This window comes from Bacillus sp. ISL-77, assembly GCF_018613105.1.
Genome location: NZ_JAGGQY010000061.1, coordinates 1 through 22,886, shown reverse-complemented (window position 1 = coordinate 22,886; position 22,886 = coordinate 1). Strand labels below are relative to the sequence as shown.

Sequence of the window (22,886 nt, the reverse complement as noted above, 5' to 3'; positions counted from 1 at the left end):
AGTCAATCTCCTTTCATGTTTAACTTGAATTTCTAAGATTGTTACTATCATAACATCAAATTCTTTGTTATGAACACATCTGGCGAGCTATTTTTATAGGTGATTAAGTCTTATATATAATGTACCGAGTTTGAATAAATGGATAATAAAAGGCGATCACGTAGAAGTTCCATGTGACCGCCTTTCTGGATAAACGAGAACCCGAGAGGACAATTTATTACTGCCCAAGCTCTTTGATTTGATTAAGGATATTGGTTATATCTTGTACGCTTTGGAAAATTTCTGTGTTTTCAAGGACAGAAGGGTCGAGTAAGCCATTCTTCATATGATTTAGATACACGTCAATTCCGGCTGCAAGTTTGTTGTTTTGGTCGACAATTTGCTGGTGTAAATCAACAGCTACGTTTGGGGCTTGAAGTTTATTGAATGCATTTATTTCTTGTTTCATATCTTGGAGCATGTTTTGGAAATCTGCTGCTGCTTGCTGATCTCCAACGGCAAGTTGAGCAACAGAGGGTGCTTCATTTGCAAATGCCGTCGCCTTGTCTAAGTAATCCTTTGCATCATTTACATATGTGAGTGTATCTTTCGCATCATTTAGCAAGGAACAACCGCTCAGGAGCAAAGCAATGACCGCGGATAAAACTAATAACTTCTTTTTCATGTAAGAACCTCCGTTTTAAAATTTTGAGGGAGCTTTTGGCCGTTTAACTATCATTAAATTGGGTTGAAAATTTGTTTCGTTTCTAAAGCATAAGCAGTTTCGTAAGCTAATATCAATAAAAATAGCAGGATCTTCGTTTAGAAGTTCCGCTTATTTTTGAAGGGAGCCCTTTTACCATTCTTTCTAAAAGTGCTCCATACTAAACGGTGTCAGGCACCACAGCTGATATTTTCATTTTACTTTTCCAAAAAAGTAATGGATAGTAAGCACCCAGTCATCTTCTCACACGTAGGATATCCATGAGAATAATCGGGAGGTTCTACAATGTACCCATATACTAATTACTACGATGCCTTATATAGACAAAATAATAAGTTGATAAGAGAGCTAGAAAAGGCAATTAATGGTGAGTACAATGCCATAAATTGTTACGAAAAGTTAGCAAATTTGGCACCCAATGAGAAGGAGCAAAGTCGAATCCTTGAAATTCGTCAGGATGAATCAAAGCATTATCAACAATTTGATCAGATCTATACAAGGCTGACTGGCCGAAAGCCACAACCGAAAATCAGCGAGGAATGTCCGGGGGTTTATTTAAATGGATTGGAATTTGCGTTGCAAGATGAGCAAACAACGGTGGATTTTTACATGGAAGTAGCTGATGGAACTTCGGACCCAACTATAAAAGAGGCATTTCGAAGAGCGGCGGCAGATGAACAAAATCATGCCGTATGGTTTTTATATTATTTTACAAAAAATAAGTAACCTCTTGCTTCATGCCTTTGGTTGGATTTGATTGCTATTCCCATGCAGATAGTAGTTTAGCCTTCAAAAAAAGACACCCTTGTCTCTAAGGCAAGGGTGTCTTTTCAATGATGCATTCTGTGAGGATTAATCTCCACCGCCGCCGCCGCCACCACCTGAATCCCCGCCGCTGTCTCCACCCGAATCGCCTCCGGAATCCCCGTCACCCTCGGAACCGAGGTCGTCATTAGGTCTGTCTGAATTACTTTCGTAATAATGTACATGATCATTGCTATAGGAACTTTTCCTTCCACTTCCTAAACTAGGAAAGATAAAAAAAGCCGCGATTATTGCTAAGGTTCCAAAGAACTCCTGCACTCCAAAAATAAGGTAAATCCCATACACAAGAAGCAATGCACCCACCAGCCATTGAATTACCCTCACCGCGAGACATCCCCCCATATAGAAAATAAGAATTATAAATCCATACAAAATAAATATTACAAACTAAGACTTTTTATACATCTTTTTAGAGAATGGTGTCAGGTACCACGCATGGATATTTGTCTTTCCTGGGTGGACAGTCATTAATACCTAAAATTATATAGATGAGGTGAATTTTGGTGAATTGTGCAGGATTTTTGGAGAGGGTGTCGAATGGTATTAGTGACTACTATTTGCTGTTCCTGTTTTATGGGGAATGCTTGCTTCGGATGACCTCATTTTCTACCTCGATTCCCCACCTGAATTTTACCAATTTACTAAATAAGGAGTGATTGCAATGGTTCGCAGAGACCGGCCTTGGTTTGAAGGCGCAAAGTATCATGTTACTACAAGAGGAATTAGGAAAAGTTCGCTATTTTTCGAAGATGAAGATTTTGATAAGTACCTAGCTTTAGTTCAAGAAACAAGAGAACGTTACCCATTCATCCTTCACACCTACTGCTTGATGACAAATCATACCCACTTACAGCTCGAAACGCTAAAAACCCCTTTGAGTATTATCATGAAAAATCTCAACACCAAATTTGCAAAGTATTTTAATAGAAAGTACGATTTCTCCGGTCATGTATTCGATAAGCGCTATGGTGCCGAGCTCCTCAATTCTCCCGAATATGAGATAGACGTGAGTAAATATATTCACTTAAATCCCCACTCAGCAGGAATGGTGGCAAAACCTGAGGATTACCCTTGGAGCAGCTGCCGAGCCTATGTTTTTGGAGAAAGTATCCCTCTGATTGCCCCAAAAACACTACTTTCATATTTTCCCACCCCACCAATACAACACTATGAAAATTATTTAAAGGCATTACCAACCGACAAGTTCTTTTGGGAAGATGGAAAAATTCACATGATTAAGAGGGAGGAAGAGACATGTGGGCTAAAGTAACGAGTGTCGGCTTAAAAGGGATGGAAGGATATCAGGTGCATGTCGAGGTTGGCTCTTATGTAGGGAACGATTCGTTTAAAATTGTTGGATTGCCAGATGCGGCTGTAAAAGAATCAAAGGAGCGAATCATTGCTGCGCTTCGAACCTTAGGTTATCACCTGTCAGGTCAGAAAATAATTATTAATCTATCACCAGCGGATCAAAAAAAGTACGGTTCTATGTTTGATTTTCCGATGGCGATTGCTGTACTGCAAAGTTTGCATGAACTGGAGGTAATCGTCCCCGAGGATACTGGTTTTCTGGGATCATTATCGTTGGATGGATCGATTCAGCCTGTCGAAGGAATGCTGCCTGCTGTACTTGCGGCAAAGAGGCTGGGGATTCAAAAGCTTTATATGCCTTTTGATGAGGAATTGCCGGTATTAGATCTTAAGCCATTGGAAATCATCTATGTTTCTAGTTTACAGGATGCGATTGGACATCTTTCAGGTCAATGGATTCCTCCTTTTAAAAAAAAGCAGGATGATGAGAGGTTCACCAACACTGTTTATTTGGATATGCAGCAGATTATTGGTCATACAGGAGCGAAACATGCTTTAGAGGTAGCTGCGGCTGGAGAACACCATGTCTTGCTGACGGGACCACCAGGTTGTGGGAAAAGTATGTTAGCTGAAAGTTTCCCGTCCATTTTACCAGCATTAACAAAAGAGTCGCTACTCGAAGTAATCAGTTTGTATCAATTGAGTCAAAATTCCTTTTCTCATTCCAATATGCCTCCCTATCGAAATCCGCACCACTCAGCTTCAGGTGTTTCTATAATCGGGGGCGGACAATACCCAAAGCCAGGCGAAATATCGTTAGCACATCATGGTGTTTTGTTTCTCGATGAAATTGGCGAGTTCTCGAAAAAAACATTAGATATGCTGCGGCAGCCATTAGAAAATGGGTTGATCATGATTAGCCGCACCCATGCGACCATTACCTATCCGGCGTCGTTTATTTTGATAGCGGCAATGAATCCATGCCCATGTGGCTATGAGGGGGCAAATTCACATTATTGCACCTGTTCGAAGAAGCAGATTCTCGCCTATCAAAATAAGCTTTCAGGTCCGCTCAGGGATCGGTTTGATATTAATCTCTCCTTAGGACCCATTAATTTTAATGCAGCTGCGATTGAAACGGCAGGAGAGTCCTCAAAAATTGTCCGGGGGAGAGTGGAGGAAGCTAGGAACAGGCAATATGATCGTTATGGAATGGAGGTTTGCAATAGCAGAGTCCCTTACGAAATGCTATTAAGGGCGAGCCCATTGACAGACACACAGCAATCTACATTGCAACGACTCGCAATAAAGAAGAGTTGGAGCAACCGCACACAAATCAAAATCATCCGTCTCGCCCGCACCATCTCTGACCTGCAAGCAAGCCCCGCCATAACAGATCAAAGTATTTGGGAAGCTGTTCAGTTAAATGAAGTGTGAACGGAGGTCAGTTGGTGTCATCAGTTGAATTCATCAGTTGGTGTCAGGCACCATGTGAAAAATTCACATGGTGCCTGACACCCATCAGCATACCCTTATATAAATAATAACAGGCTTAGGGCCATAACGGCCATACCGCCAAGTAACCTGTAAATGGATAAATGTGCTTCATCATACTCATGGCTGCAGGCAATTATTCGTCCAGATAGATCATCACATCTGTGATTTCTCCCTTAATGAAATGGATTCTTATTTAAAGAAATGGGACGTAGTATCAACTACATCCCATTTTTCTATAGGTTTTATCGAGGTATATTGGTCAGGCACCACATTATTCCTCGTCTTTTTTCTGCTTTTTCTGAGCCTCTTGAAGGGCGAGGAGGATATCTTGAACGTCGATTTTTCCATCGTTATTTAAGTCTGTTAGGGTATTTTCAGGTACAGTTGGCGACGGAGTTCCAGGCGTTGGGTTTGGAGCTGCCGACGCCGTAGTCACTGTTTGCTGTTTCGGTCTAAAGGCAAACGTGAACAACAGAAGAATAATAATGAGCAATCCGGCAACACCATCAACGATGTAGAAGATTGTCGCATAATCGGACCAGAGCGTCTTGCTGCTGCCCATCTTTTTCTCGGAGTTCGCGATATATTGTTTGATTTCGGAATGATTCGGATAAATCCGTTGGACTGCCTCGAATTTTTCTAACGCATGCTTATAGTAGCCGCCCCAGTAAAGGTTAAGTCCTTCTTGATAAAGCTTATCCGTATCACTCTTGGCATTTTTTGCGCCCGCTTGGTTGACAAATTCTTTAACGGTATTAACAGGAACGGCAAAATTAAAGCCTTGGACTTCTTGGCCGTTGACTGTGTCGCCTCTAAAGGTGAGCAAGCCAATAATTTCGCCTTTTGCATTGATGACTGGTCCACCGCTATTCCCATGAGTAGCAGCCGCGTTAATTTGGATGACCGGGCTTCCTTGTTCAGTCTTTTTGGAGGTTGCCGAAATTTGGCCAGCATTCATGGAAGAAACTAACGACGAATCTGGCGATAATAAATCAGAATCGGCCGCAGCAGGATAGCCGCTGACCCAAATATTATCTTGGTTCTGGATATTATCAGAATCTCCAAGCGGTAGAGTCGGCAGGTTTTTCCCTTCAATTTTTAGAACGGCGACATCTTTTCCTTCATTAATAGGAGCACCATAGCTTTTAACCTCGCCATCAAGTACATCCCCTCCTGGTAAAATTACTTTTAGAACCTTTTCGATACCAGTGTATTGTGTATACTGGACCATATACTTGTAGGCTGTTTCATAGTCTACCTTAAAATAGTCCGCGATAATCGTTACCAGTTGTTCAAACGCAGCATTGGCAATATCCTCGTCTTCCTGTTGAGTCGCTTCAACGACGTGAGCATTGGTGACGATATAGCCGTTAGAGCTAATAATGGCCCCTGAACCTGAGCCTCCCACTACGGATTGATTATTTAGCTGTTCCAATATGGCGATGACTTCAGGATCATTGGGATTATTAAATTGCCACTGGACAACAGCATAATCAATGATTCGAACGACTGCCGGCTTGGAGTATTCAGCGAGCTTTTGGGCTTGAGCGATTTTCCCGGCGGCTGGTTTGAGATTGATGAGGAAAATGGAAGCCACCATTACTGCGATGAGTAGCAAGCTGATAGGTATGGTAAAAAGGGCCCTTTTTTTCAAAATATAATTCACTCCTAGGTTGGATATTTTAAAAATTTACTCTGCAATATATTCGCCCTTGTGAAAAAAGTAATATTGTACATATAAATTTTTAGATAATTACAAGGCGTCATTGATAGTTGAGGAATTTTAATGACAGAACAGGGAGGATTGTTTTTTCATAAATGTATAATCTTTGGTATCATGTTTAGTGAATGTAAATGATATTGGACTGAAGATATAGTTGGAGGTCTCTATGGAGAATCAATTGAAGGTAATGACTGTGTTTGGAACGAGACCGGAAGCAATTAAAATGGCTCCCTTGGTAAAAGAATTAGAGAAATATCCTGATAAAATTAAACCGATTGTGACGGTGACAGCGCAGCACCGCGAGATGCTCGACCAAGTGTTGCATATTTTTGAAATTACGCCTGATTATGACTTAAATATAATGAAAGAACGGCAATCTCTTCTGGATGTTACGACGCGTAGCTTAGAGGGACTCAATCAAGTTCTTGCGGACGTCAAGCCAGATATTGTGCTGGTCCATGGTGATACGACAACAACATTTGTGGCAAGCTTGGCTGCGTTCTATCACTCGATTCCGATTGGTCATGTGGAGGCCGGACTCCGGACTCATAATAAATATTCCCCGTACCCTGAGGAAATGAACCGCCAGTTGACGGGTGTTTTGGCCGATCTCCATTTCTCGCCAACGGTCCAATCGAAGCAAAACCTTTTGGTGGAAAATAAGAGAGAAAAGGCTATTTATATCACTGGAAATACGGCCATCGATGCGCTAAAAACAACGGTGAGAGCGAATTATTCTCATCCGGTTTTAGACAAACTCGGGAATGACCGGTTAATTCTCATGACGGCCCATCGCAGGGAAAACACGGGAGAACCAATGGAAAATATGTTCCGTGCGATTTGCCGTGTGGTCGAAAAGCATGCCGATGTTCAGGTGGTTTATCCGGTCCATATGAATCCAGTGGTTCGTGAAATTGCCAATCGAGTACTGGGAGAAAACGAAAGAATTCATCTGATTGAGCCTTTAGATGTGATCGATTTCCATAACTTTGCCGCAAGGGCCTATCTGATTTTGACCGATTCAGGCGGTGTACAGGAAGAGGCACCATCTTTGGGTGTACCGGTGCTAGTTTTACGTGATACCACCGAGCGCCCAGAAGGAATTGAAGCGGGTACATTAAAACTGGCTGGAACCGATGAGAAAACCATCTTTCGACTTGCGGATGAGCTGTTGTCAGACCAAGCCGCACATGACCAAATGGCGCATGCCTCCAATCCTTACGGAGATGGGTTCGCCTCCGAACGAATCGTAAAAGCCATCCTTCACCACTTTAAAAATGGCGACCGCCCAACGGATTTTGGCGAATAGAGTGGGGGAAAAGATGTGGTGTCAGGCACCAGCCGTGGACACTTTTAGGGTTTTGTCCGTATAGGGTGGACAGTTAAGTTGATAATAGAACCTCTTGTCTATTTGAGCAGACAAGAGGTATATGGTTTGAGTGATGATTTTTTAGGGGGATGTGGATAGATGAAGTTAAATAAGATCCATCATATTGCGGTGATTTGCTCGGATTATGAAAAATCAAAGGATTTTTATGTTCGAATCCTTGGGCTGACGCCTATTAATGAAGTTTATCGGGAGGAAAGAGATTCCTATAAGTTGGATTTGGAAGTGAATGGTCAATATCAGATTGAGTTGTTTTCTTTTCCGGAACCAACTGTCCGGCCAAGCTATCCTGAAGCAGCTGGTTTGAGACATCTAGCCTTTGAAGTAGATGATATCGAAGATGCGGTCCAATATTTGACAAGGTTTCAAGTGAATGTGGAGGTCGTGCGTGTGGACCCCGTAACAAACAAGAAATTCACCTTCTTCGCGGACCCGGATGGGCTGCCGCTTGAACTATATGAGAGGTAAATATTAGATGAAAGCAAGAAAGAATTTAATAATTATGTATTGGTTTACTTTTGTGGTGTAAAATTAAATATACAAAAAAGAGCAAGACCATCTTGTTATGGTCTTGCTCTTTTTGAACTGTCCATTCCATGCGTACAAAATGGTGCAAACTGTCCACGATCGGTGCCTGACACCAGACTTATCAGTATGTGCCCAAACTTGGATTTATACTTGGGATCCCATATTCGTTAGGAGACCATGAACCATAGCCGCCATATTTATTAAAACCAGGGTTTGGTTGGAATTGCTGTCCGTACATGTTTATATTAGGTCCTACTCCTGGGTAACCTGGCGTGCCAACACCAGGAAAGCCTAATCCTCCACCGACTCCTGGGCCATAAGGATTGTATCCCTGACCTGGTCCACCGCTGCCGTATCCCCCGAACCCACCGTATCCAGGGAAGCCGCCATACCCATATCCGCCTGGATTAGGTCCATTTCCTAGCACTGCTCCTCCTAAATAACCTAAGCCAAGCCCAAGCAAGCTAGATCCCAATGATCCAAGGTTAAAACCTGAATGCCCGCCACCATGGTGATGTTGCCCACCGTGCTGTTGTCCACCGTGATGTTGTTGTCCGCCGCCATGGTGATGTTGTCCACCATGATGTTGCCCGCCACCGTGATGCTGATGCTGTCCGCCATGATAGTGTCTACTATAATTTAGCTGGTTCAATCCACTTTGATAATCTATAGGCATATTATAAGGATTATACATAATATTCTCCTCTCTCCTCACTATCATATCTATCCTATGCATCGTATTAATAGACTCTTGGGCAGAAGCCTAGATAATTGGGATTCCTCATAAAGGCATCGCACTTGAAAAGATTGGAAACCCAAAACACGTTGTCCACTGTGCGTGGACAAATGGTGCAAGTGTGCACGAGCGGTGCCTGACACCATAACTGACACCATAACTGTCACCATAAAAGCACCAATAAATATGACACCATCTAAAAATACGTCTCAAGACCTAGATTTCTTTCCGTTTGAGGTCTATGGCAGGCAGGAGTTTTTTCGTGTATTGTTGAAGTAGTAAATGGAAATAATTTTCTTTTTGGTTTATATTTTGAGGAAGTTGAAACATTCCATTGCATTCATTCGTAGGAATATAAAGATGTCTTAACTCAGGAGTCGATTTATTATGAACCCGATTTTGTCGTTTCTTCTTCGCTCATTTGTAGCCGTCCCATTAACAGTGGTAACCTGGCTGGTCTGCTTTTTTCCTTTGGGTCAAGCGTTTTGGCCGTCAACGGGCATTGCCATTACCGGGGGGATTCTTACCCATTTAATCCTTTCCATCGTTATGAATAGAAGCTTTTTAAAAAAGCATCAGATATCAAGAAAAGAATATCGATACATTCGGAAAAACCTAATGGAAGCCAAACAGAAAATCAGTCGCTTAAATAAAAACCTTTTTACCATTCGTGATATTTCTTCCGTAAAACAAAGAATTGATCTTCTTCGAATTACAAAAAAAATACACAAGATGACAACCAAAGAGCCGAAGCGATTTTACCAGGCTGAGCAGTTTTATTTTTCACATTTAGATTCAATCGTTGAACTTACCGAGAAATATAGCTTTTTATCCTCCCAGCCGAAAAAGAACATGGAAATGGGCCAATCTCTTATTGAAACTCGTCATACACTAAATGAACTAACAAAGGTATTGGAAGAGGATTTATATAAAGTGATTTCCGATGATATCGATCACTTAAATTTTGAAATTGACGTCGCAAAGCATACCCTTAATAAGCAAAAGGACGCTAAATTCCCGGAAGAAAATAGGTGGCTAAAATGAACGAAAACAACCCAATCCAACCCAATAAAGCTGGTAACTTATTAGATGATATCCTTGCCGACCCGTTTGGGGATAAACTAGAGCTTTCAAAAAATCCGGTCCAGCACACAAGTGAGGCTAGGCCTGTTAAATTAATTGATGTGATACCAGAAGAACATCGCGCAAAGGCGTATCAGATTGCTGAACAAATCGATCCAACAAACCATCAGTCGATGATTCAATATGGTACCCAAGCCCAAGGTAAGCTATTATCTTTCTCGCATACAATGCTAGAGCATGTGCAGAAACAAGATGTGGGTGAAATCGGGCAAATCATCAGTGATTTAATGAGGAGACTTGATGAAGTGAATCCGGATGATTTGAAGGATGGGAAACCATCCTTATTTGCTCGTATGTTTGGAAAAATTTCAGGTTCGATTCAAGAAGTGCTCTCAAAATATCAAAAAACAGGCGCCCAAATTGACCGAATCAGTGTGAAACTCGATCGCAGCAAAAATGTCCTGATGTCGGATATTAAATTGCTTGAACAGTTGTATGAGACGAATAAGGAATACTTCCATGCCCTTAATGTCTATATAGCCGCTGGGGAGATCAAGCTTGAAGAAATGCAGGAAAAGACAATTCCACAGCTGAAAAAAGCAGCCGAAGTAACCAATGACCAAATGAAATTTCAAGAAGTTAACGATATGATCCAGTTTGCGGATCGCTTAGATAAGCGTCTCCATGATTTAAAATTAAGCCGGGAAATTACCATTCAAAGTGCTCCGCAGATCCGCTTGATTCAAAACACGAACCAAGCCCTAGTGGAAAAAATCCAATCATCGATTATGACGGCGATTCCGTTATGGAAAAATCAGGTGGCGATTGCGTTGACGTTAATACGCCAGCGTCATGCAGTCGAGGCTCAGAAACAGGTTTCGAAAACAACCAATGAACTCCTTTTGAAAAATGCAGAAATGCTAAAAACCAATACAATCGAGACGGCGAAAGAAAATGAGCGCGGCATCGTTGATATTGAAACCTTAAAGAAAACTCAGGAAAGCCTAATCACGACACTTGAAGAAACCATGCGAATCCAAGAGGAAGGCCGCCATAAGCGCCGCCAAGCAGAACAGGAACTAGCTTCGATGGAAAACGACCTTCGACTGAAATTATTAGAGATAAAAGGGAAATAAACACAAAAAGGCCTTCACTGCAACTCCGGTTGTAGTGAGGGCCTTTTTGACTCTTACACATGCGCGAACCATTTCGGTGTCAGGCACCAGAAATCGAGGCACCGGAAACTAGCTAAACGGGCGCTCCGCTTTTTACGGTGCCTGACCCCACATTAAAAGCACCACATTCAATTAATTATTCACAACTGTGGCATTATAGTATTCTTCGAGGGTGATGCCGCGACTCATGATTTCTTTGGCGATTGCCTTGCCGACATAGCGAAGGTGCCAGGGTTCGTATTGGTAGCCGGTGATCGAGTCTTTACCTTTCGGATAGCGGATGATGAAGCCGTACTCCGCTGCGTGATCTTGGAGCCAGCTTGCCTCCTTTGTTCCTTCAAAGCAGTCTTCGGCCGCACATGTTCCATCTCCGCCGGTCACATCAATAGCCAGGCCAGTTTCATGCTCGCTCGTTCCTGGAACCGCACTATAAGTTCTAGCCGCTTCGTATCCATCTTGATCAACATAGTAATTAAATAATGCTGTTTGAGAAGCATAGGACCTGTAGGCAGAAACACCTAACAGATGCACACCCTGTTTTTTTGCGCCGGCGAATAATTTTTCGATCGCGGCACCTGCCTCAGCCCTCATTTGCCGCTTTTCTGCTTTCTGTGCGAATGTAAATGGGATGTCAGGGTAAATTAAATCACTGGGCTGATAATTATCGGGCAGTTTATTATCCTTATTAACAAGAACAGGGATCACCTTAGGGGAGGAACTAACTTGGACGTTAGCATCCTGTTGCTGACCTCCTGCATCAGTTGAGGAATTGTTGTCCAATTTTCCATTGTCTTGCATAAAATGAAATTTTCCTGTGCAGCCGGTCAATGAGATTGCAAACACCATAAGAGTCAAAAAGACGAAACGTATTTTTAACATAGTTAACTTCCTTTTTTTAAAATTCACTTCAGTAAACATCATGGACAGGATTAGAGACTTTAAAACGTCATTTTAAATTCTGTCCAATATGATTTCAAAACGGCTGTGAATCTAAGGATGTTTCATCGATAGGTTTGGTAGAATCAATTGGCAGCCATCCCAGGTATAACGACAGAAGGAAGTTAACTATTAAGTGAGTGTAGGTACAAAGACACTTTTATTTTATAATTCAGTTGCATATATTTTTAATAACACATAAATCGTACGAAACGGCAAAGCCATTGAAAAATGGTGACGCAAAACTAAAGGGGCTAAGGTTTAACGACGATGCTTGCCAGTTACCGAACACGATAACTCCGTCGATTTATGTAAATGACTATTGAGGAGGATTTTTTGTGTTGAAAATGTTCTTAAAGGGAAAATATTATTATCATTTAATCCAGCACAGACACAACGCGCTGTTACAGCAAGATTGCCTGGATGAAGAATTAAAGGCCAAGTTTATGATTAGAGCAAGCTATCATAATAGTAAAGTTGTCGAGTTTGGTTTAAAAATCTAAGCGAAATCATATTTTAAAAAAATGCCTGTATCTGTGTAGTTGGTACAGGCTTTTATGTTTTTATAGTCTAAAAGGTATAAAATAAAACAATAGGACAACCATTACATATATTAACCATAGTAAAAGAGGGATGATTTCGAAATGTACAATCTGACAAAATTTAAAATAATAAAACCAGCTAATGAAGTATTTGAGGCCTTCGTAGACCCTTCGAAAATCAAGAATTTCTGGTTCTCATCAAGTTCGAGATGGGAGCAGGGCCAAACAGTCACATTAAGATATGAAGAATACGATGCACAAGTCGATATTGAAGTCATCGAAGTCGAGGTAAATAAGAAAATCGTGTTCCGGTGGGGGACAGATGGAGAAGGGAATTGTGTAACAATTTCTCTGGAAGAATTGGATCAATCAAGTACCATTATTGAAGTGATCGAAGAAGGTTTTAGCGAAGATGATGATGAGTTAGTCGCTCAGTTGATTGATAATAAAGAAGGCTGGGTATATATGTTGACCTGTTTAAAGGGGTATTTGGAGTTTGGGATTCATAATTTAAGGGCAGCAATCGTTAAATAACATTGCAATCGATAAGAAAGTTAAAGAGCTTGGGACTTCCTCTAAGCTCTGTTTTGTGTTTTGGAATCTCCTCCATTTATCTCCTGTAATGTAATATTATTTACACTTTTATTTTAGATCGTGTGCAAAACAGTCGAGTGATTGAAATCACAGGAAATAAGTGGATTAGTGAATAATTTGTGAATTACTGAGCAATGTTGTATTAGCACGTTGCCAATGTTAAATAATTTTGAAAATAAATGGCTAATATATAGGATAAAAAGGAGGTATTTTTTTGAAAAATGAAGAAGAAAAAACTAGTGAAGGATTAAATCAAATTTTTGAGATCATTAATGCAAAAGGGGATACGGGTGAGCTAAAAGAAATTGTCGATCGTTATGACAGTGCAAATCCAGATGAAAACTCGAACAGTTAAATACAAAAGGCCTAGAGATTAGTCTAGGCCTTTTGTAATGAGAAATGTGGATAAAATTCATATAAAATGTGGATATATATAAGTGGATTGTGGGCAAATCTGTTGGTTTTGTGGATAATACTGTGGAATATGTGGATAAATCCCCTGATTTGTAATTCCTTTATGAAAAAGAAAAAGTTATTCACATAATCTGTGTATAAATGGTTGGAATCTGTTGATATCTTCTTATATGGTGTGGATATAGAGGTAATTAATGTTGATAACCTTGTTAATATCCTCTCCTCAATCGGTTAGTCTTTTTGCGTTTTAGTTCAGATACTGCAATCCAGCCATCTTCCACCGTGTTAAAGATAGGTTCATATTCATCGCCCCACCGCAGTAAGGCATCGCGTACTGTCCACTCGGTGATCTTTCTGTATAATTCCATCTGATTGGTTTGATTTTTGCTATGACGACGATGGTTTAACAACAGCTCATCTACCCAATGGAAGTGATATTCTTCAATGAGACGAAAAAGAACTCTTATGTCTTCCGCATAACGGCCTTCATAGGGGTCATCAACCGGCCATCCGCCTATGCTCTTTAAGGCAGACGTTCGGTAAAACCGCGGCCAGACGGAACGGTTGGCAAGCAGAAAATCATAACGGTCCTGAAAGGAACGCCCTTTTTTTACTTTCGTTTTCCCCGGAACGCCACGGTGACGCTGCCTCTTTTCTTGCCTTTTCAAAATCTGTTTATTGAAACTCCTTATTAAATGAGCATCAACGATCGTATCTTCAAAAACAAGATTAATATTGCCGCTTATAACGGCTGTGGTGTCAGGCACCGTCAATGTCTCCTTCATTAAAACTTCTAATGTATAAGGGAAAAACCAGTCATCGGCATCGAGTTGGATGACAAACGGTGTTTCGACTAGTTTAAGACCGGTATTTAGGCTTTTCGACTGGCCTTGATTGACCAAATGACTCACCATTTTAACCCGAGGATCCTTAAGGTAATCTACAATCATTTCCGCTGTATGATCAGTAGATGCATCATCAATTAAAATAAGCTGCCAGTCTTGATAGGTTTGAGCAAATACGCTAGCCAATGCTTCCCTAATATAGGCCCCTGGATTATAAAAGGGGATCAGGACGGTCACTTCACTTTTGTTCATCTGGATCCCCTGCTTTACTGGACGCTTCTTTTTCATAAAACAGCCTTGTCTCCTTTAGGCCGCTAAGCAAATCATAGCGAGGCTTCCACCCCAACAGTTGCAGTGCTTTTGCATTATTCAACTGACTGTAAAGGATGTCACCATTACGAGCAGGAAGATAAATGGGGACACCCAAAGGAATTTCACCCAGCGAGGAAATGACTCCAAACAGTTGATTAATGCTCGTTTTTTGATTCAGTCCGATGTTGATGATTTCATTGTCTCCTTTGCCAAGCGCAAGGAGATTAGCTGCAGCAACATCTTTCACAAAAACAAAATCTCGTGTTTGTTCCCCGTCCCCGTAAATCATCAATTGTTCGCCCGCTAGTGCCTTCTGTAGAAAAATAGCCACGACACCGCCTTCTCCTTTTGGCGTCTGACGAGGACCGTATACATTGGCATAACGGAGGATGGTATAGGGAAGCGAATAAAATTGTGAATAGAGTTGAATGTATTTTTCCGGCGTATGCTTGGAGATTCCATAATAGGAGATGGGTTCCGTCAGCGAAGTCTCATTAATACTGCGGTCGTCCGTTTCGCCATAGGCTGCACAGGAAGAAGCATAGACTATTTTTCGGACATTAAATTTCCGACAGCATTCCAACAAACGAATCGTACCAAGTATATTCGTTTGCGCATCAAAAACTGGATCCTGAATCGATTTGGCAACATCCACCTGAGCAGCTTGGTGAATCACATACTCTGGTTTTTCTTTTGAAAAAATCCCCTCTAATTGCGGTGAGCATATATTTGCGACATAAAAGGTTGCCCTATTATTAACAAACTCTTTATTCCCCGTACTTAAATTATCAACCACAATCACTTCATGCCCCTCAGCGATCAGCAAATCAACAATATGGGAGCCAATAAATCCTGCTCCGCCCGTTACTAAGACTCTCATGCTTGACCCTTCTCCAATTCTGCTTGGTACCAAGCAATGGTTTTCCTTAAGCCTTCATCAATATCAATCGAAGGATAGAAATTCAACAGCTGGTTAGACTTTGTCAGATCTGGAATTCGATTAGGTGTGTCTTCATAGCCTTCACCATAGGCACTTTCATAGGGAATATGGACAATCGGCGAAGACGAATGGGTGAGTGTTTTGATTTTCTCAGCTAAGTCGTTTATGGATAGAACTTGATCCTTGCCAATATTGAATACTTCATTATTAAATTGATGATCGATGCAACTCAAGGTGCCTGACACCATATCATCAATATAGGTAAAACACCTGGTTTGGCTGCCGTCTCCATAGACGGTGATCGGTTCGCCTTTCAAGGCGGCGGTAATAAACTTAGGGATGACTCCTCCATATTGAGTTGCTGTCGCGCGTGGACCGTAAGCATTGAAATAACGGACGACTGTTACCGGGAGTCCCTGCATACCATAGGCAAAGCAGAGATGTTCATCGAGGGCTTTGGCTGTCGCATAGCACCAGCGATGGGTGGTGGTAGGACCCAATACCCTGCTTGAATGTTCAGCGAAAGGCAGTTGATCATTTTTGCCATAGACCTCGGAGGTGGATGAAAAAATCACCTTGATCTTTCTTGGGAAGGCGAGTTCGAGGACGTTCCGGGTTCCATCTATGTTTCCTTCGATGACCATTAATGGATTTTCGACTGTATTTTTAACGCCCAGCACCGCAGCTAGATGAAATACCATATCGCATTGGTTGATTAGGCTTTCAAGCAATGGTCGATTAAGCACGGAACCATTCACAAAGGTATGATTCGGATGATGGATCACTTCGTATAAAAAAGCTTGTTTCCCTGTTGATAAATCATCCAAGGTAATTACCGTATGGTTCAACTCAATCAGCCGTTTAACAATATGCGAACCTACAAACCCTGCCCCGCCTGTGACTAATATCTTCATTGAAAACCTCCTCCCATTCGAATGAACTTGGCGTTACCAGACAATCCTTCCGTCATATTTCTTGTATCATAAACAAGCTTAGCATGGTCGGCTATTTTTTGAAGGGGAACATCTGAGTGATCCGTCAATAACAGCACACAGTCTGCTTTGCTTAATTGTTCCTCTGTTAATTCGACACTCTGCATTTTCATGCCGTTCACTGTGATTTCAGGGATATACGGGTCATGGTAATCGACGCGGAACCTCTCGCCCGCCAACCTTTCAATGATAGGGAAGATCGAAGATTCCCTGGCATCATTAATATCTTTTTTATAGGCGGCGCCGTAAATGAGGATGTCTGCATTTTTTTCAGGAAAGAGCCTCATAATTTGGTCAACAATATAGTCGATGATATTTTGATTTAATTGATGGGATAGTTCAATAAATTGGCTATTTGTCCCGTTTTGCTGTGCAAACCACTGTAAATAGAGCGGATCAACGGGGATGCAATGTCCCCCAATCCCTGGTCCAGGATAAAAGGCTGTAAACCCATATGGCTTTGTATTGGCAGCATCAATCACTTCCCAAACATCTAGGTGCAATTTATCACAAAGAATGGCCATTTCATTGATAAAGGAAATATTGATAAAACGAAACGTATTTTCAAGCAGCTTCGTTAGTTCAGCTGCTTCGGGCGAAGAAACCTCCACCACCTGTTGGTAAATTTGACTATACAATTGATAGATTTGCTCTTTACAACGTGACGAGATGCCGCTGATGACCTTTGGAACCGCTTCGACCGTAAAGTGCTTGTTTCCAGGGTCAATTCGTTCCGGTGAATAAGCAAGGAAAAAGTCTACTCCTGTTTTTAATCCGCTTTTTTCTAGGATGGGCAGCAGTTCATTTCTTGTTGTCCCTGGGTAGGTGGAGCTTTCGAGGATTACCAATTGTCCTTGCTTTAATTGTGGAACAAGTGAATTTCCCACTTCAGTCAAATAGCTTAGGTCGGGGGTATGGGAGGACGTTAAAGGTGTGGGTACACAAATAATAATCACATCAACCCTATTGGCAGATTGGTAGTTCGCATCGGCAGTAAATTTCCCTGACGTGGTTGCCTGCTTGATTTCTTCATTACTAATATCCGGTATATATGAAGTATGCTGTTTTAAACTATTCACTCTTCGCAGGTCGACATCAATTCCAATGACATCGAATCCCTTCTTGGCAAATAAAAGGGCAAGCGGTAAACCAACATATCCTAGTCCAATTACCCCGATTTTTTTAAAAGAGGAATTAGCCGGTATCGTTATTTCTGACATGTTTTCCGTCCCTCACTCATAATCATTTTTTAAGTTCATTCACTTATCCTATGCGGACGAGTATTAGGACGGTATAGGCGAATATACAGATATAAAAAAATAGACTCTCTTTTTTTAAAAAAGTAAGTCCTAGGTGAGAGCTTGTGGCTTAGGGAGGAGGAGGGAATGGTTTTGATATCCATCATTGCTTGTACCAATCGAGAGAAGTTTGTCAGCAACATCATTGCTAATTTTCAAAAACAAACCTTACACGAGAAGGAACTTATTTTAGTTCTTAATTCGGCTAAAATGAATTTCAAGCAAATTAAGCGGGAATTGGACGGGGCTAAATTAAACAGTCAGTTATTGCAATTTCCAGACGAGATGAGTTTAGGGGAGTGTTTAAATAAGGGAGCTGAGCGGGCTGATTTTGAATATATTGGGAAAATGGACGATGATGACTATTACGGGAACAGCTATCTGTCAGAAGCGTTTGAAGCGCTCATGCAAACGAAGGCAGAGCTAGTTGGGAAAAGCAGCTTCTATATTTATTTTAAGAAGAAACAAGAGCTGCGTTTATATAATCCAGATCATGAAAATAGCTGGATCATTAATAATGGTCAAAATCTTTATAAGACCTCCCATTTTTTGAGTGGAGCGACACTGATTTTTAAAAAAGATCTTTTGGAAAAAGTAACATTCCCACACGTGAATCAAGGAGAGGACAGTGGATTTCAGCGACGATGCTTTGAGAACCACGTCAAAATGTATTCTTTATCAAAAGACCATTATGTATATGTACGCTCTGGACTACCGCATCATCATACCTCCGATGCAACGGACCGGATGTTAAGAGGACGTAGCAAATTGGTCACCCGCACGGCTTCGATTGAGACATTTCTCAATACTTGATAAAAAAGAAGGCAGGATTTCCTGCCTTCCAATCATTTATATATTAACCTGGCAGCACGACTGAGAAGCTTTCAATGTCTTCGCACCGGATCACTGTTAATGTACTTCCAAGCGGTGGAGAGACCGAACCTGGCACAATGATTCTGACGCAGCAACGTCTAGTAACACGTTGCAGTACTCCCGTAATGACATCTCCAGCCTTTGTATTAATCGTCACAGTTTGACCGCGAAATCTCCTTAGAATGCGGCACAAACAATCATCAAAGCAGTTGTCCCTATCTTCACGACACCCCATTATTTCACTCCCTTTCAAAAAATCCTCAAACTAATATATTCCGTGGGACTAGTTTGGATAGGGCTAGTACCTGTGCTTTTCCATTATTTTAAAACTTGTTTACCTGATTCTTAAAAAAATGAACAAATACCTTAACACCTTATAAAAAACGGGAATAGGATGGTATATGACAAGCAGATGTAAATGGAGTGGTGAAATGCGTAAATTGAAAATACTGTATTCAACGAACGATACGAGTAAAAAGGCCATCCGCTATGGGGAGTTCTTTAAACAGGAAGTAATGAAGCGGCATGATGTTGAGGTACTTTGTATAGAAGAAGAAACAAATATAAAAGATGTAATCAATAAACTGAACTTCACTCCTGATTTTATCTTTTTTGATGACGTGATATGGAATAAGCCTTTGCACGGACTAAAATATGTCAATATCCCTAAAGGTATTTTGTTTTGGGATATTTATAGAGACCACGAGAAGGTTCGAAGATTTGTCTATGAAAACGATATCGATTTAATATTTTCCTTTTATAGAGATGCATTTAACACTTATTTTCCTGAATTACACTATAAATTTCGCTGGCTTCCGAATCATGTAAATATAGGGGAGTTTAAAGATTATCAATTGGACAAAGAAATAGACTTTTTACTTATGGGAGATGTAAATGAAGATGTGTATCCGCTAAGGAATAAGATTGCAAAGGAGATGAAGGGATACCCGGGCTTTGTTCATCATCAGCACCCGGGATATCAAAATTTCGAAAAGGAAGAAGAGTCCAAGAAGTTAGTTGGAAAATACTTTGCCATGGAAATTAACAAGGCAAAAATGTTTTTTACGGATTATTCCCAATTTAAGTTTCCGATAGCCAAATATTTTGAGGTCCCTGCCTGTAAAACACTATTGCTTGCAAGTGGCTCGAAAGAACTGGAGGATTTAGGTTTTATCGATGGTGAAACATTTGTTGAAATTAATGAGGATAATTTCCTTGAAAAGGCCCAGTATTATTTAGAGCACGAGGATGAAAGAATGGCCATTACAGAACGCGGCTATCGAATGGTAAGGGAAAAACATACTACTAGCAAGAGGGCTAAGCAGTTTATTTCTTATATTAATAAATATTTGCAGGAAATTGACTGGAAAAATAAGAAAAACAAGATTAGTTTGAGAACTCAAATGCTTACAAGCGGTGAAGTAATGGATAAAGTTTTATTTGCGTTAAAAAATAAAATTCCTTATGCGGTTATATCCGTCGGAGCAACTGAAACGTATGTCATGGCACAATATCATATTTTATCTGAACAGGAATTCATGAATCATCCAGAAGCCAAAGTCGCTCGTGATAAAGTTAAACGGGGTCATGACCACCGAGGAATCCTTTTCCCAAACACAGAGGCAAGAGACCTGGCTATAGATGCCGTAAAGGTTTGTGATATTGTTGGCTATAATACGATTTTTTGGGAAAATGATGTGGGTGAATTTACAGAACAAGTCTTTGATACGTACGATATCTGGAGGAAATATTGTTTTGAAGCTTACATTCGAAGAGTAATTATGATATCGCAAAAGGAAAAGTTCGAGAAAATGTTAAAAGGAAGAAAAATATTAATTGTTTGCGGGTATGCAGATGAAGTGAAGGATACACTTAATGCAAATTTAAAAGAAAAGCTAAATTTTGAAGTAGTAGGAACAGTAAAAGTTAATCAATTTGAAGATATACCAAGAGCGAAGGGGGAAATCGCTGCTTATGATTTTGATCTAGCTTTATTGGCGGCAGGAACCAACGCGATCATATTAGCAGGTTTCATTAAAGAGAAGCTTGGAAAGGTAGCATTTGATATAGGAAATGGAATGGAGAATCTAGCCAGAGGATATCTTTTTGATGAATATGATTTTCTAGAGAGATACGTAGGTCTTGATAGGCTGATGGAAATGTAGATGATAGAAGGAGGTTGATCCTTATGATTAGGGTCAACCTTTTTCAACAGAAGTATGAAAGGGGGAAAGACTGTGACATTTTCTTACGGCAAATGGACAAAATATCAAATGATGAAGGAAGAAGAAAACCTAGTCCAGTACTTACCTGAAACTATGGTTTTTTCTGTCGATAGTTTTTGGGCGCAGTTAGGAAAATTCGGAACGGTTGTAATGAAACCAAGCGAGGGCTCGCAAGGGTATGGTGTGGTTCAAGTTTCTATGCTTGAAGAGGGAAACTATGAGATTCATTATCATAGCCGGAAAAGGGTGGTTAATCGGAGCAAACTAGAAGAGTTCTTAGCGAGAGAGAAGTATACGAGAAAACTCTATATTGTTCAAGAAAAGATTCCGTTAGCTTGCGTAGGTAAATGTCCATTTGATGTCCGTGTCATGGTCCAGCGCAAACAGGGAGCAGAGGAATGGCATGTTACAGGAAAGGCAGTTAAAGTGGCGGATGAGGGTTACTTCATTACCAATATCGCGAAAGAAATCCTTACGCTAAATCAAGCATTGGAGCGTTCGGACATAGAGAATATCAACCTTGAGGCAATCAATACAGAAATCGACTACTTATCAATAGGGACGGCGGCGAAATTAGGAACCTATTATCAAAACTCACGAATGATCGGCTTAGACATCGGAATTACCGGCAAGGGGCAACTCTATATCATCGAAGCCAACCTCAAACCAAGCATCGGCATCTTCAAAAAATTCCTCGATAAACAAATGCTTCGTAATATCAGGGATTTCCGCAAATAGGAAAAGCGATATCTAATAAATACACTTTTCCTATCTAAATACATAACTTTTCATTATTTTTGATTCTGAAAAACCAACTGAAGACCTAAGCCAATATAGATAGAACCAACAACCTTCCCTTGCCAGCGCGCAAGTCGGCTGTTCTTATTTGCGAAAAGTCTTTCACCAATGGTGCTTGTTAGGAAGGCAAGCAGGGTGGTGTACAATATGCTCATTAACACAAACGTGAGTCCAAGAATCAGTAGTTGAATGACAACAGGGGTCCCGTTGTTATGAACGAACTGTGGTAAGAAGGCTAAGAAAAAAAGAGCCGTTTTGGGATTAAGCAATTCTATTAACAAGGCCTGGCGAAACGATGTGGCTGTGTTGTTCTTTTTCGGAGCCGGCTGTTCTTGTTTTTTTGCTTTTTCAAGTAGTGACTTAATCCCTAAAAAGATTAAATAAGCGGCACCAAGATATTTCACAATTTCAAAGGCGAGAGCCGAGGTCATTAGAATGGCTGAAAGTCCGAGCACGGCCGCAATCGTATGGATTAAATCACCGACTGCAATCCCGATTCCGGTGATGATGCCAGTTTTCCTCCCGCCTTGAGCGGTTTGAGAAATGGTAAGTAAGACAGCTGGACCTGGAATGAGAAACAATACAATAACTACTATAATAAATGAAAGCAATTTTCCGCGCCCCTTTCTATAAAAAATGTATAACTAATTTTATCATAATATTAAAAAAATTAACCAACGCTTAAGACCGGAAAGATGAATAACTTTAAGTGGGGAAAAGTTTTAGTTGTTTTATTTTGTTGTAGGTGTTAAGATATAAAAGTTGTCAGCGAGATGATGAATAATTTATAAAACTTATTGACAACGTGATTGGGTAATGATAAGATATTAAAGTTGTCTTCGAATCTTTTCTTAAAAAATAGTAAAATAGTTGTTGACAACGCATACGAGAAAATGGTATGATGTAAAAGTTGTACTAATGAATTGTTCTTTGAAAACTAAACAAACAAAATCGTGCAAACAAACAAAATTTTTAGTTTCATTTACGAAACTAAGCCAACGTAACAAAATGAGCTAATCAACTTTCTTGGAGAGTTTGATCCTGGCTCAGGACGAACGCTGGCGGCGTGCCTAATACATGCAAGTCGAGCGAATCAATAGGAGCTTGCTCCTGTTGGTTAGCGGCGGACGGGTGAGTAACACGTGGGCA

At 40.7% G+C, this 22,886-nt stretch carries 24 protein-coding genes, 1 rRNA gene, 1 pseudogene and 1 riboswitch; of the genes and pseudogenes, 14 read left to right on the top strand and 12 right to left on the bottom strand.

Annotated elements, in window-relative coordinates:
• Nucleotides 1–217: 217 nt before the first annotated feature.
• The gene (locus J7E77_RS23520; RefSeq protein WP_214717258.1) at nt 218–664 is read right to left on the bottom strand and encodes a DUF6376 family protein; all 447 of its coding nucleotides are present in this window, start codon (nt 662–664) and stop codon (nt 218–220) included.
• Between the two features lie 324 nt (nt 665–988).
• Between J7E77_RS23520 and J7E77_RS23515 the strand changes: the two genes are divergently transcribed.
• The gene (locus J7E77_RS23515; RefSeq protein WP_214717257.1) at nt 989–1,429 is read left to right on the top strand and encodes a ferritin family protein; all 441 of its coding nucleotides are present in this window, start codon (nt 989–991) and stop codon (nt 1,427–1,429) included.
• A 126-nt stretch (nt 1,430–1,555) separates the two neighbouring features.
• Here J7E77_RS23515 and J7E77_RS23510 read toward each other — a convergent pair whose 3' ends face one another.
• The gene (locus tag J7E77_RS23510) at nt 1,556–1,852 is read right to left on the bottom strand and encodes a hypothetical protein (protein WP_214717256.1); all 297 of its coding nucleotides are present in this window, start codon (nt 1,850–1,852) and stop codon (nt 1,556–1,558) included.
• 337 nt (nt 1,853–2,189) lie between these two features.
• Between J7E77_RS23510 and J7E77_RS23505 the strand changes: the two genes are divergently transcribed.
• A complete protein-coding gene (locus J7E77_RS23505) occupies nt 2,190–2,798 on the top strand; it encodes a transposase (protein ID WP_214717255.1) in 609 nt (202 codons plus the stop codon).
• Complete coding sequence (locus J7E77_RS23500) at nt 2,783–4,276, top strand: YifB family Mg chelatase-like AAA ATPase (RefSeq protein ID WP_214717254.1); 1,494 nt, start codon at nt 2,783–2,785, stop codon at nt 4,274–4,276. The genes J7E77_RS23505 and J7E77_RS23500 overlap by 16 nt, the downstream gene beginning before the upstream one ends.
• A 95-nt stretch (nt 4,277–4,371) precedes the next feature.
• Here the strand turns inward: J7E77_RS23500 and J7E77_RS30865 are convergent.
• Nucleotides 4,372–4,455, bottom strand: a pseudogene (locus J7E77_RS30865) (zinc transporter ZupT); the annotation flags it as partial.
• 152 nt (nt 4,456–4,607) lie between these two features.
• Complete coding sequence (locus J7E77_RS23495) at nt 4,608–5,990, bottom strand: S1C family serine protease (protein WP_251028166.1); 1,383 nt, start codon at nt 5,988–5,990, stop codon at nt 4,608–4,610.
• Between the two features lie 235 nt (nt 5,991–6,225).
• On the opposite strand from J7E77_RS23495, the gene wecB reads away from it, so the two are divergent.
• Both wecB and gloA2 read left to right on the top strand, forming a co-directional pair.
• Nucleotides 6,226–7,368: a non-hydrolyzing UDP-N-acetylglucosamine 2-epimerase gene (wecB, locus tag J7E77_RS23490; RefSeq protein WP_214717253.1), complete on the top strand. Its 1,143-nt coding sequence runs from the start codon at nt 6,226–6,228 to the stop codon at nt 7,366–7,368.
• Between the two features lie 159 nt (nt 7,369–7,527).
• The gene (gene gloA2 / locus J7E77_RS23485; RefSeq protein WP_168245785.1) at nt 7,528–7,914 is read left to right on the top strand and encodes an SMU1112c/YaeR family gloxylase I-like metalloprotein; all 387 of its coding nucleotides are present in this window, start codon (nt 7,528–7,530) and stop codon (nt 7,912–7,914) included.
• Nucleotides 7,915–8,095: 181 nt separating this feature from the next.
• On the opposite strand, the gene J7E77_RS23480 is transcribed toward gloA2, so the two are convergent.
• Entirely contained in the window at nt 8,096–8,668 is a 573-nt protein-coding gene (locus tag J7E77_RS23480; protein WP_214717252.1) for a hypothetical protein, read from the bottom strand.
• 429 nt (nt 8,669–9,097) lie between these two features.
• Between J7E77_RS23480 and J7E77_RS23475 the strand changes: the two genes are divergently transcribed.
• Nucleotides 9,098–9,754: a 5-bromo-4-chloroindolyl phosphate hydrolysis family protein gene (locus tag J7E77_RS23475; protein WP_214717251.1), complete on the top strand. Its 657-nt coding sequence runs from the start codon at nt 9,098–9,100 to the stop codon at nt 9,752–9,754.
• Nucleotides 9,751–10,929 (top strand): toxic anion resistance protein, encoded by a 1,179-nt coding sequence (locus J7E77_RS23470; protein ID WP_214717250.1) that lies wholly within the window; start codon nt 9,751–9,753, stop codon nt 10,927–10,929. The genes J7E77_RS23475 and J7E77_RS23470 overlap by 4 nt, the downstream gene beginning before the upstream one ends.
• A gap of 171 nt (nt 10,930–11,100) precedes the next feature.
• Here the strand turns inward: J7E77_RS23470 and J7E77_RS23465 are convergent, their stop codons facing one another.
• Nucleotides 11,101–11,847: a M15 family metallopeptidase gene (locus J7E77_RS23465; protein WP_214717249.1), complete on the bottom strand. Its 747-nt coding sequence runs from the start codon at nt 11,845–11,847 to the stop codon at nt 11,101–11,103.
• Between the two features lie 261 nt (nt 11,848–12,108).
• Nucleotides 12,109–12,193: riboswitch (cyclic di-GMP riboswitch) on the top strand.
• A gap of 49 nt (nt 12,194–12,242) precedes the next feature.
• Here J7E77_RS23465 and J7E77_RS23460 point away from each other — a divergent pair.
• From J7E77_RS23460 to J7E77_RS23450, 3 genes are all read left to right on the top strand, one after another.
• Nucleotides 12,243–12,407: a hypothetical protein gene (locus tag J7E77_RS23460; protein ID WP_214717248.1), complete on the top strand. Its 165-nt coding sequence runs from the start codon at nt 12,243–12,245 to the stop codon at nt 12,405–12,407.
• A 141-nt stretch (nt 12,408–12,548) separates the two neighbouring features.
• Entirely contained in the window at nt 12,549–12,980 is a 432-nt protein-coding gene (locus J7E77_RS23455; protein ID WP_214717247.1) for an SRPBCC family protein, read from the top strand.
• Nucleotides 12,981–13,254: 274 nt separating this feature from the next.
• Nucleotides 13,255–13,395: a hypothetical protein gene (locus J7E77_RS23450; protein WP_179195957.1), complete on the top strand. Its 141-nt coding sequence runs from the start codon at nt 13,255–13,257 to the stop codon at nt 13,393–13,395.
• Nucleotides 13,396–13,663: 268 nt separating this feature from the next.
• On the opposite strand, the gene J7E77_RS23445 is transcribed toward J7E77_RS23450, so the two are convergent.
• From J7E77_RS23445 to J7E77_RS23430, 4 genes are read right to left on the bottom strand one after another with little or no spacing between them, the layout of a single operon-like run.
• Complete coding sequence (locus tag J7E77_RS23445; protein ID WP_214717246.1) at nt 13,664–14,551, bottom strand: glycosyltransferase family 2 protein; 888 nt, start codon at nt 14,549–14,551, stop codon at nt 13,664–13,666.
• Nucleotides 14,538–15,491, bottom strand: coding sequence for an NAD-dependent epimerase/dehydratase family protein (locus J7E77_RS23440; RefSeq protein ID WP_214717245.1), 954 nt, complete (start codon nt 15,489–15,491; stop codon nt 14,538–14,540). The genes J7E77_RS23445 and J7E77_RS23440 overlap by 14 nt, the downstream gene beginning before the upstream one ends.
• Nucleotides 15,488–16,465, bottom strand: coding sequence for an NAD-dependent epimerase/dehydratase family protein (locus J7E77_RS23435; protein ID WP_214717244.1), 978 nt, complete (start codon nt 16,463–16,465; stop codon nt 15,488–15,490). Before J7E77_RS23435 ends, J7E77_RS23440 begins: the two co-directional genes overlap by 4 nt.
• Nucleotides 16,462–17,763 carry a nucleotide sugar dehydrogenase gene (locus J7E77_RS23430; protein WP_214717243.1) on the bottom strand — a complete coding sequence of 434 codons (1,302 nt, stop codon included), beginning with the start codon at nt 17,761–17,763 and terminating at the stop codon, nt 16,462–16,464. The genes J7E77_RS23435 and J7E77_RS23430 overlap by 4 nt, the downstream gene beginning before the upstream one ends.
• Before the next feature lie 165 nt (nt 17,764–17,928).
• On the opposite strand from J7E77_RS23430, the gene J7E77_RS23425 reads away from it, so the two are divergent.
• Entirely contained in the window at nt 17,929–18,654 is a 726-nt protein-coding gene (locus J7E77_RS23425; RefSeq protein ID WP_214717242.1) for a glycosyltransferase family 2 protein, read from the top strand.
• Nucleotides 18,655–18,697: 43 nt separating this feature from the next.
• Here the strand turns inward: J7E77_RS23425 and J7E77_RS23420 are convergent, their stop codons facing one another.
• Nucleotides 18,698–18,949, bottom strand: a complete 252-nt coding sequence (locus J7E77_RS23420; protein WP_214717241.1) for a hypothetical protein — start codon at nt 18,947–18,949, stop codon at nt 18,698–18,700.
• A 196-nt stretch (nt 18,950–19,145) separates the two neighbouring features.
• On the opposite strand from J7E77_RS23420, the gene J7E77_RS23415 reads away from it, so the two are divergent.
• Nucleotides 19,146–20,879 carry a glycosyltransferase gene (locus J7E77_RS23415; protein WP_214717240.1) on the top strand — a complete coding sequence of 578 codons (1,734 nt, stop codon included), beginning with the start codon at nt 19,146–19,148 and terminating at the stop codon, nt 20,877–20,879.
• A gap of 72 nt (nt 20,880–20,951) precedes the next feature.
• The gene (locus J7E77_RS23410) at nt 20,952–21,677 is read left to right on the top strand and encodes a YheC/YheD family protein (protein ID WP_214717239.1); all 726 of its coding nucleotides are present in this window, start codon (nt 20,952–20,954) and stop codon (nt 21,675–21,677) included.
• A 53-nt stretch (nt 21,678–21,730) separates the two neighbouring features.
• Here the strand turns inward: J7E77_RS23410 and J7E77_RS23405 are convergent, their stop codons facing one another.
• A complete protein-coding gene (locus J7E77_RS23405; RefSeq protein ID WP_214717238.1) occupies nt 21,731–22,348 on the bottom strand; it encodes a LysE family translocator in 618 nt (205 codons plus the stop codon).
• 412 nt (nt 22,349–22,760) lie between these two features.
• On the opposite strand from J7E77_RS23405, the gene J7E77_RS23400 reads away from it, so the two are divergent.
• A 16S ribosomal RNA gene (locus tag J7E77_RS23400) occupies nt 22,761–22,886 on the top strand; the annotation flags it as partial.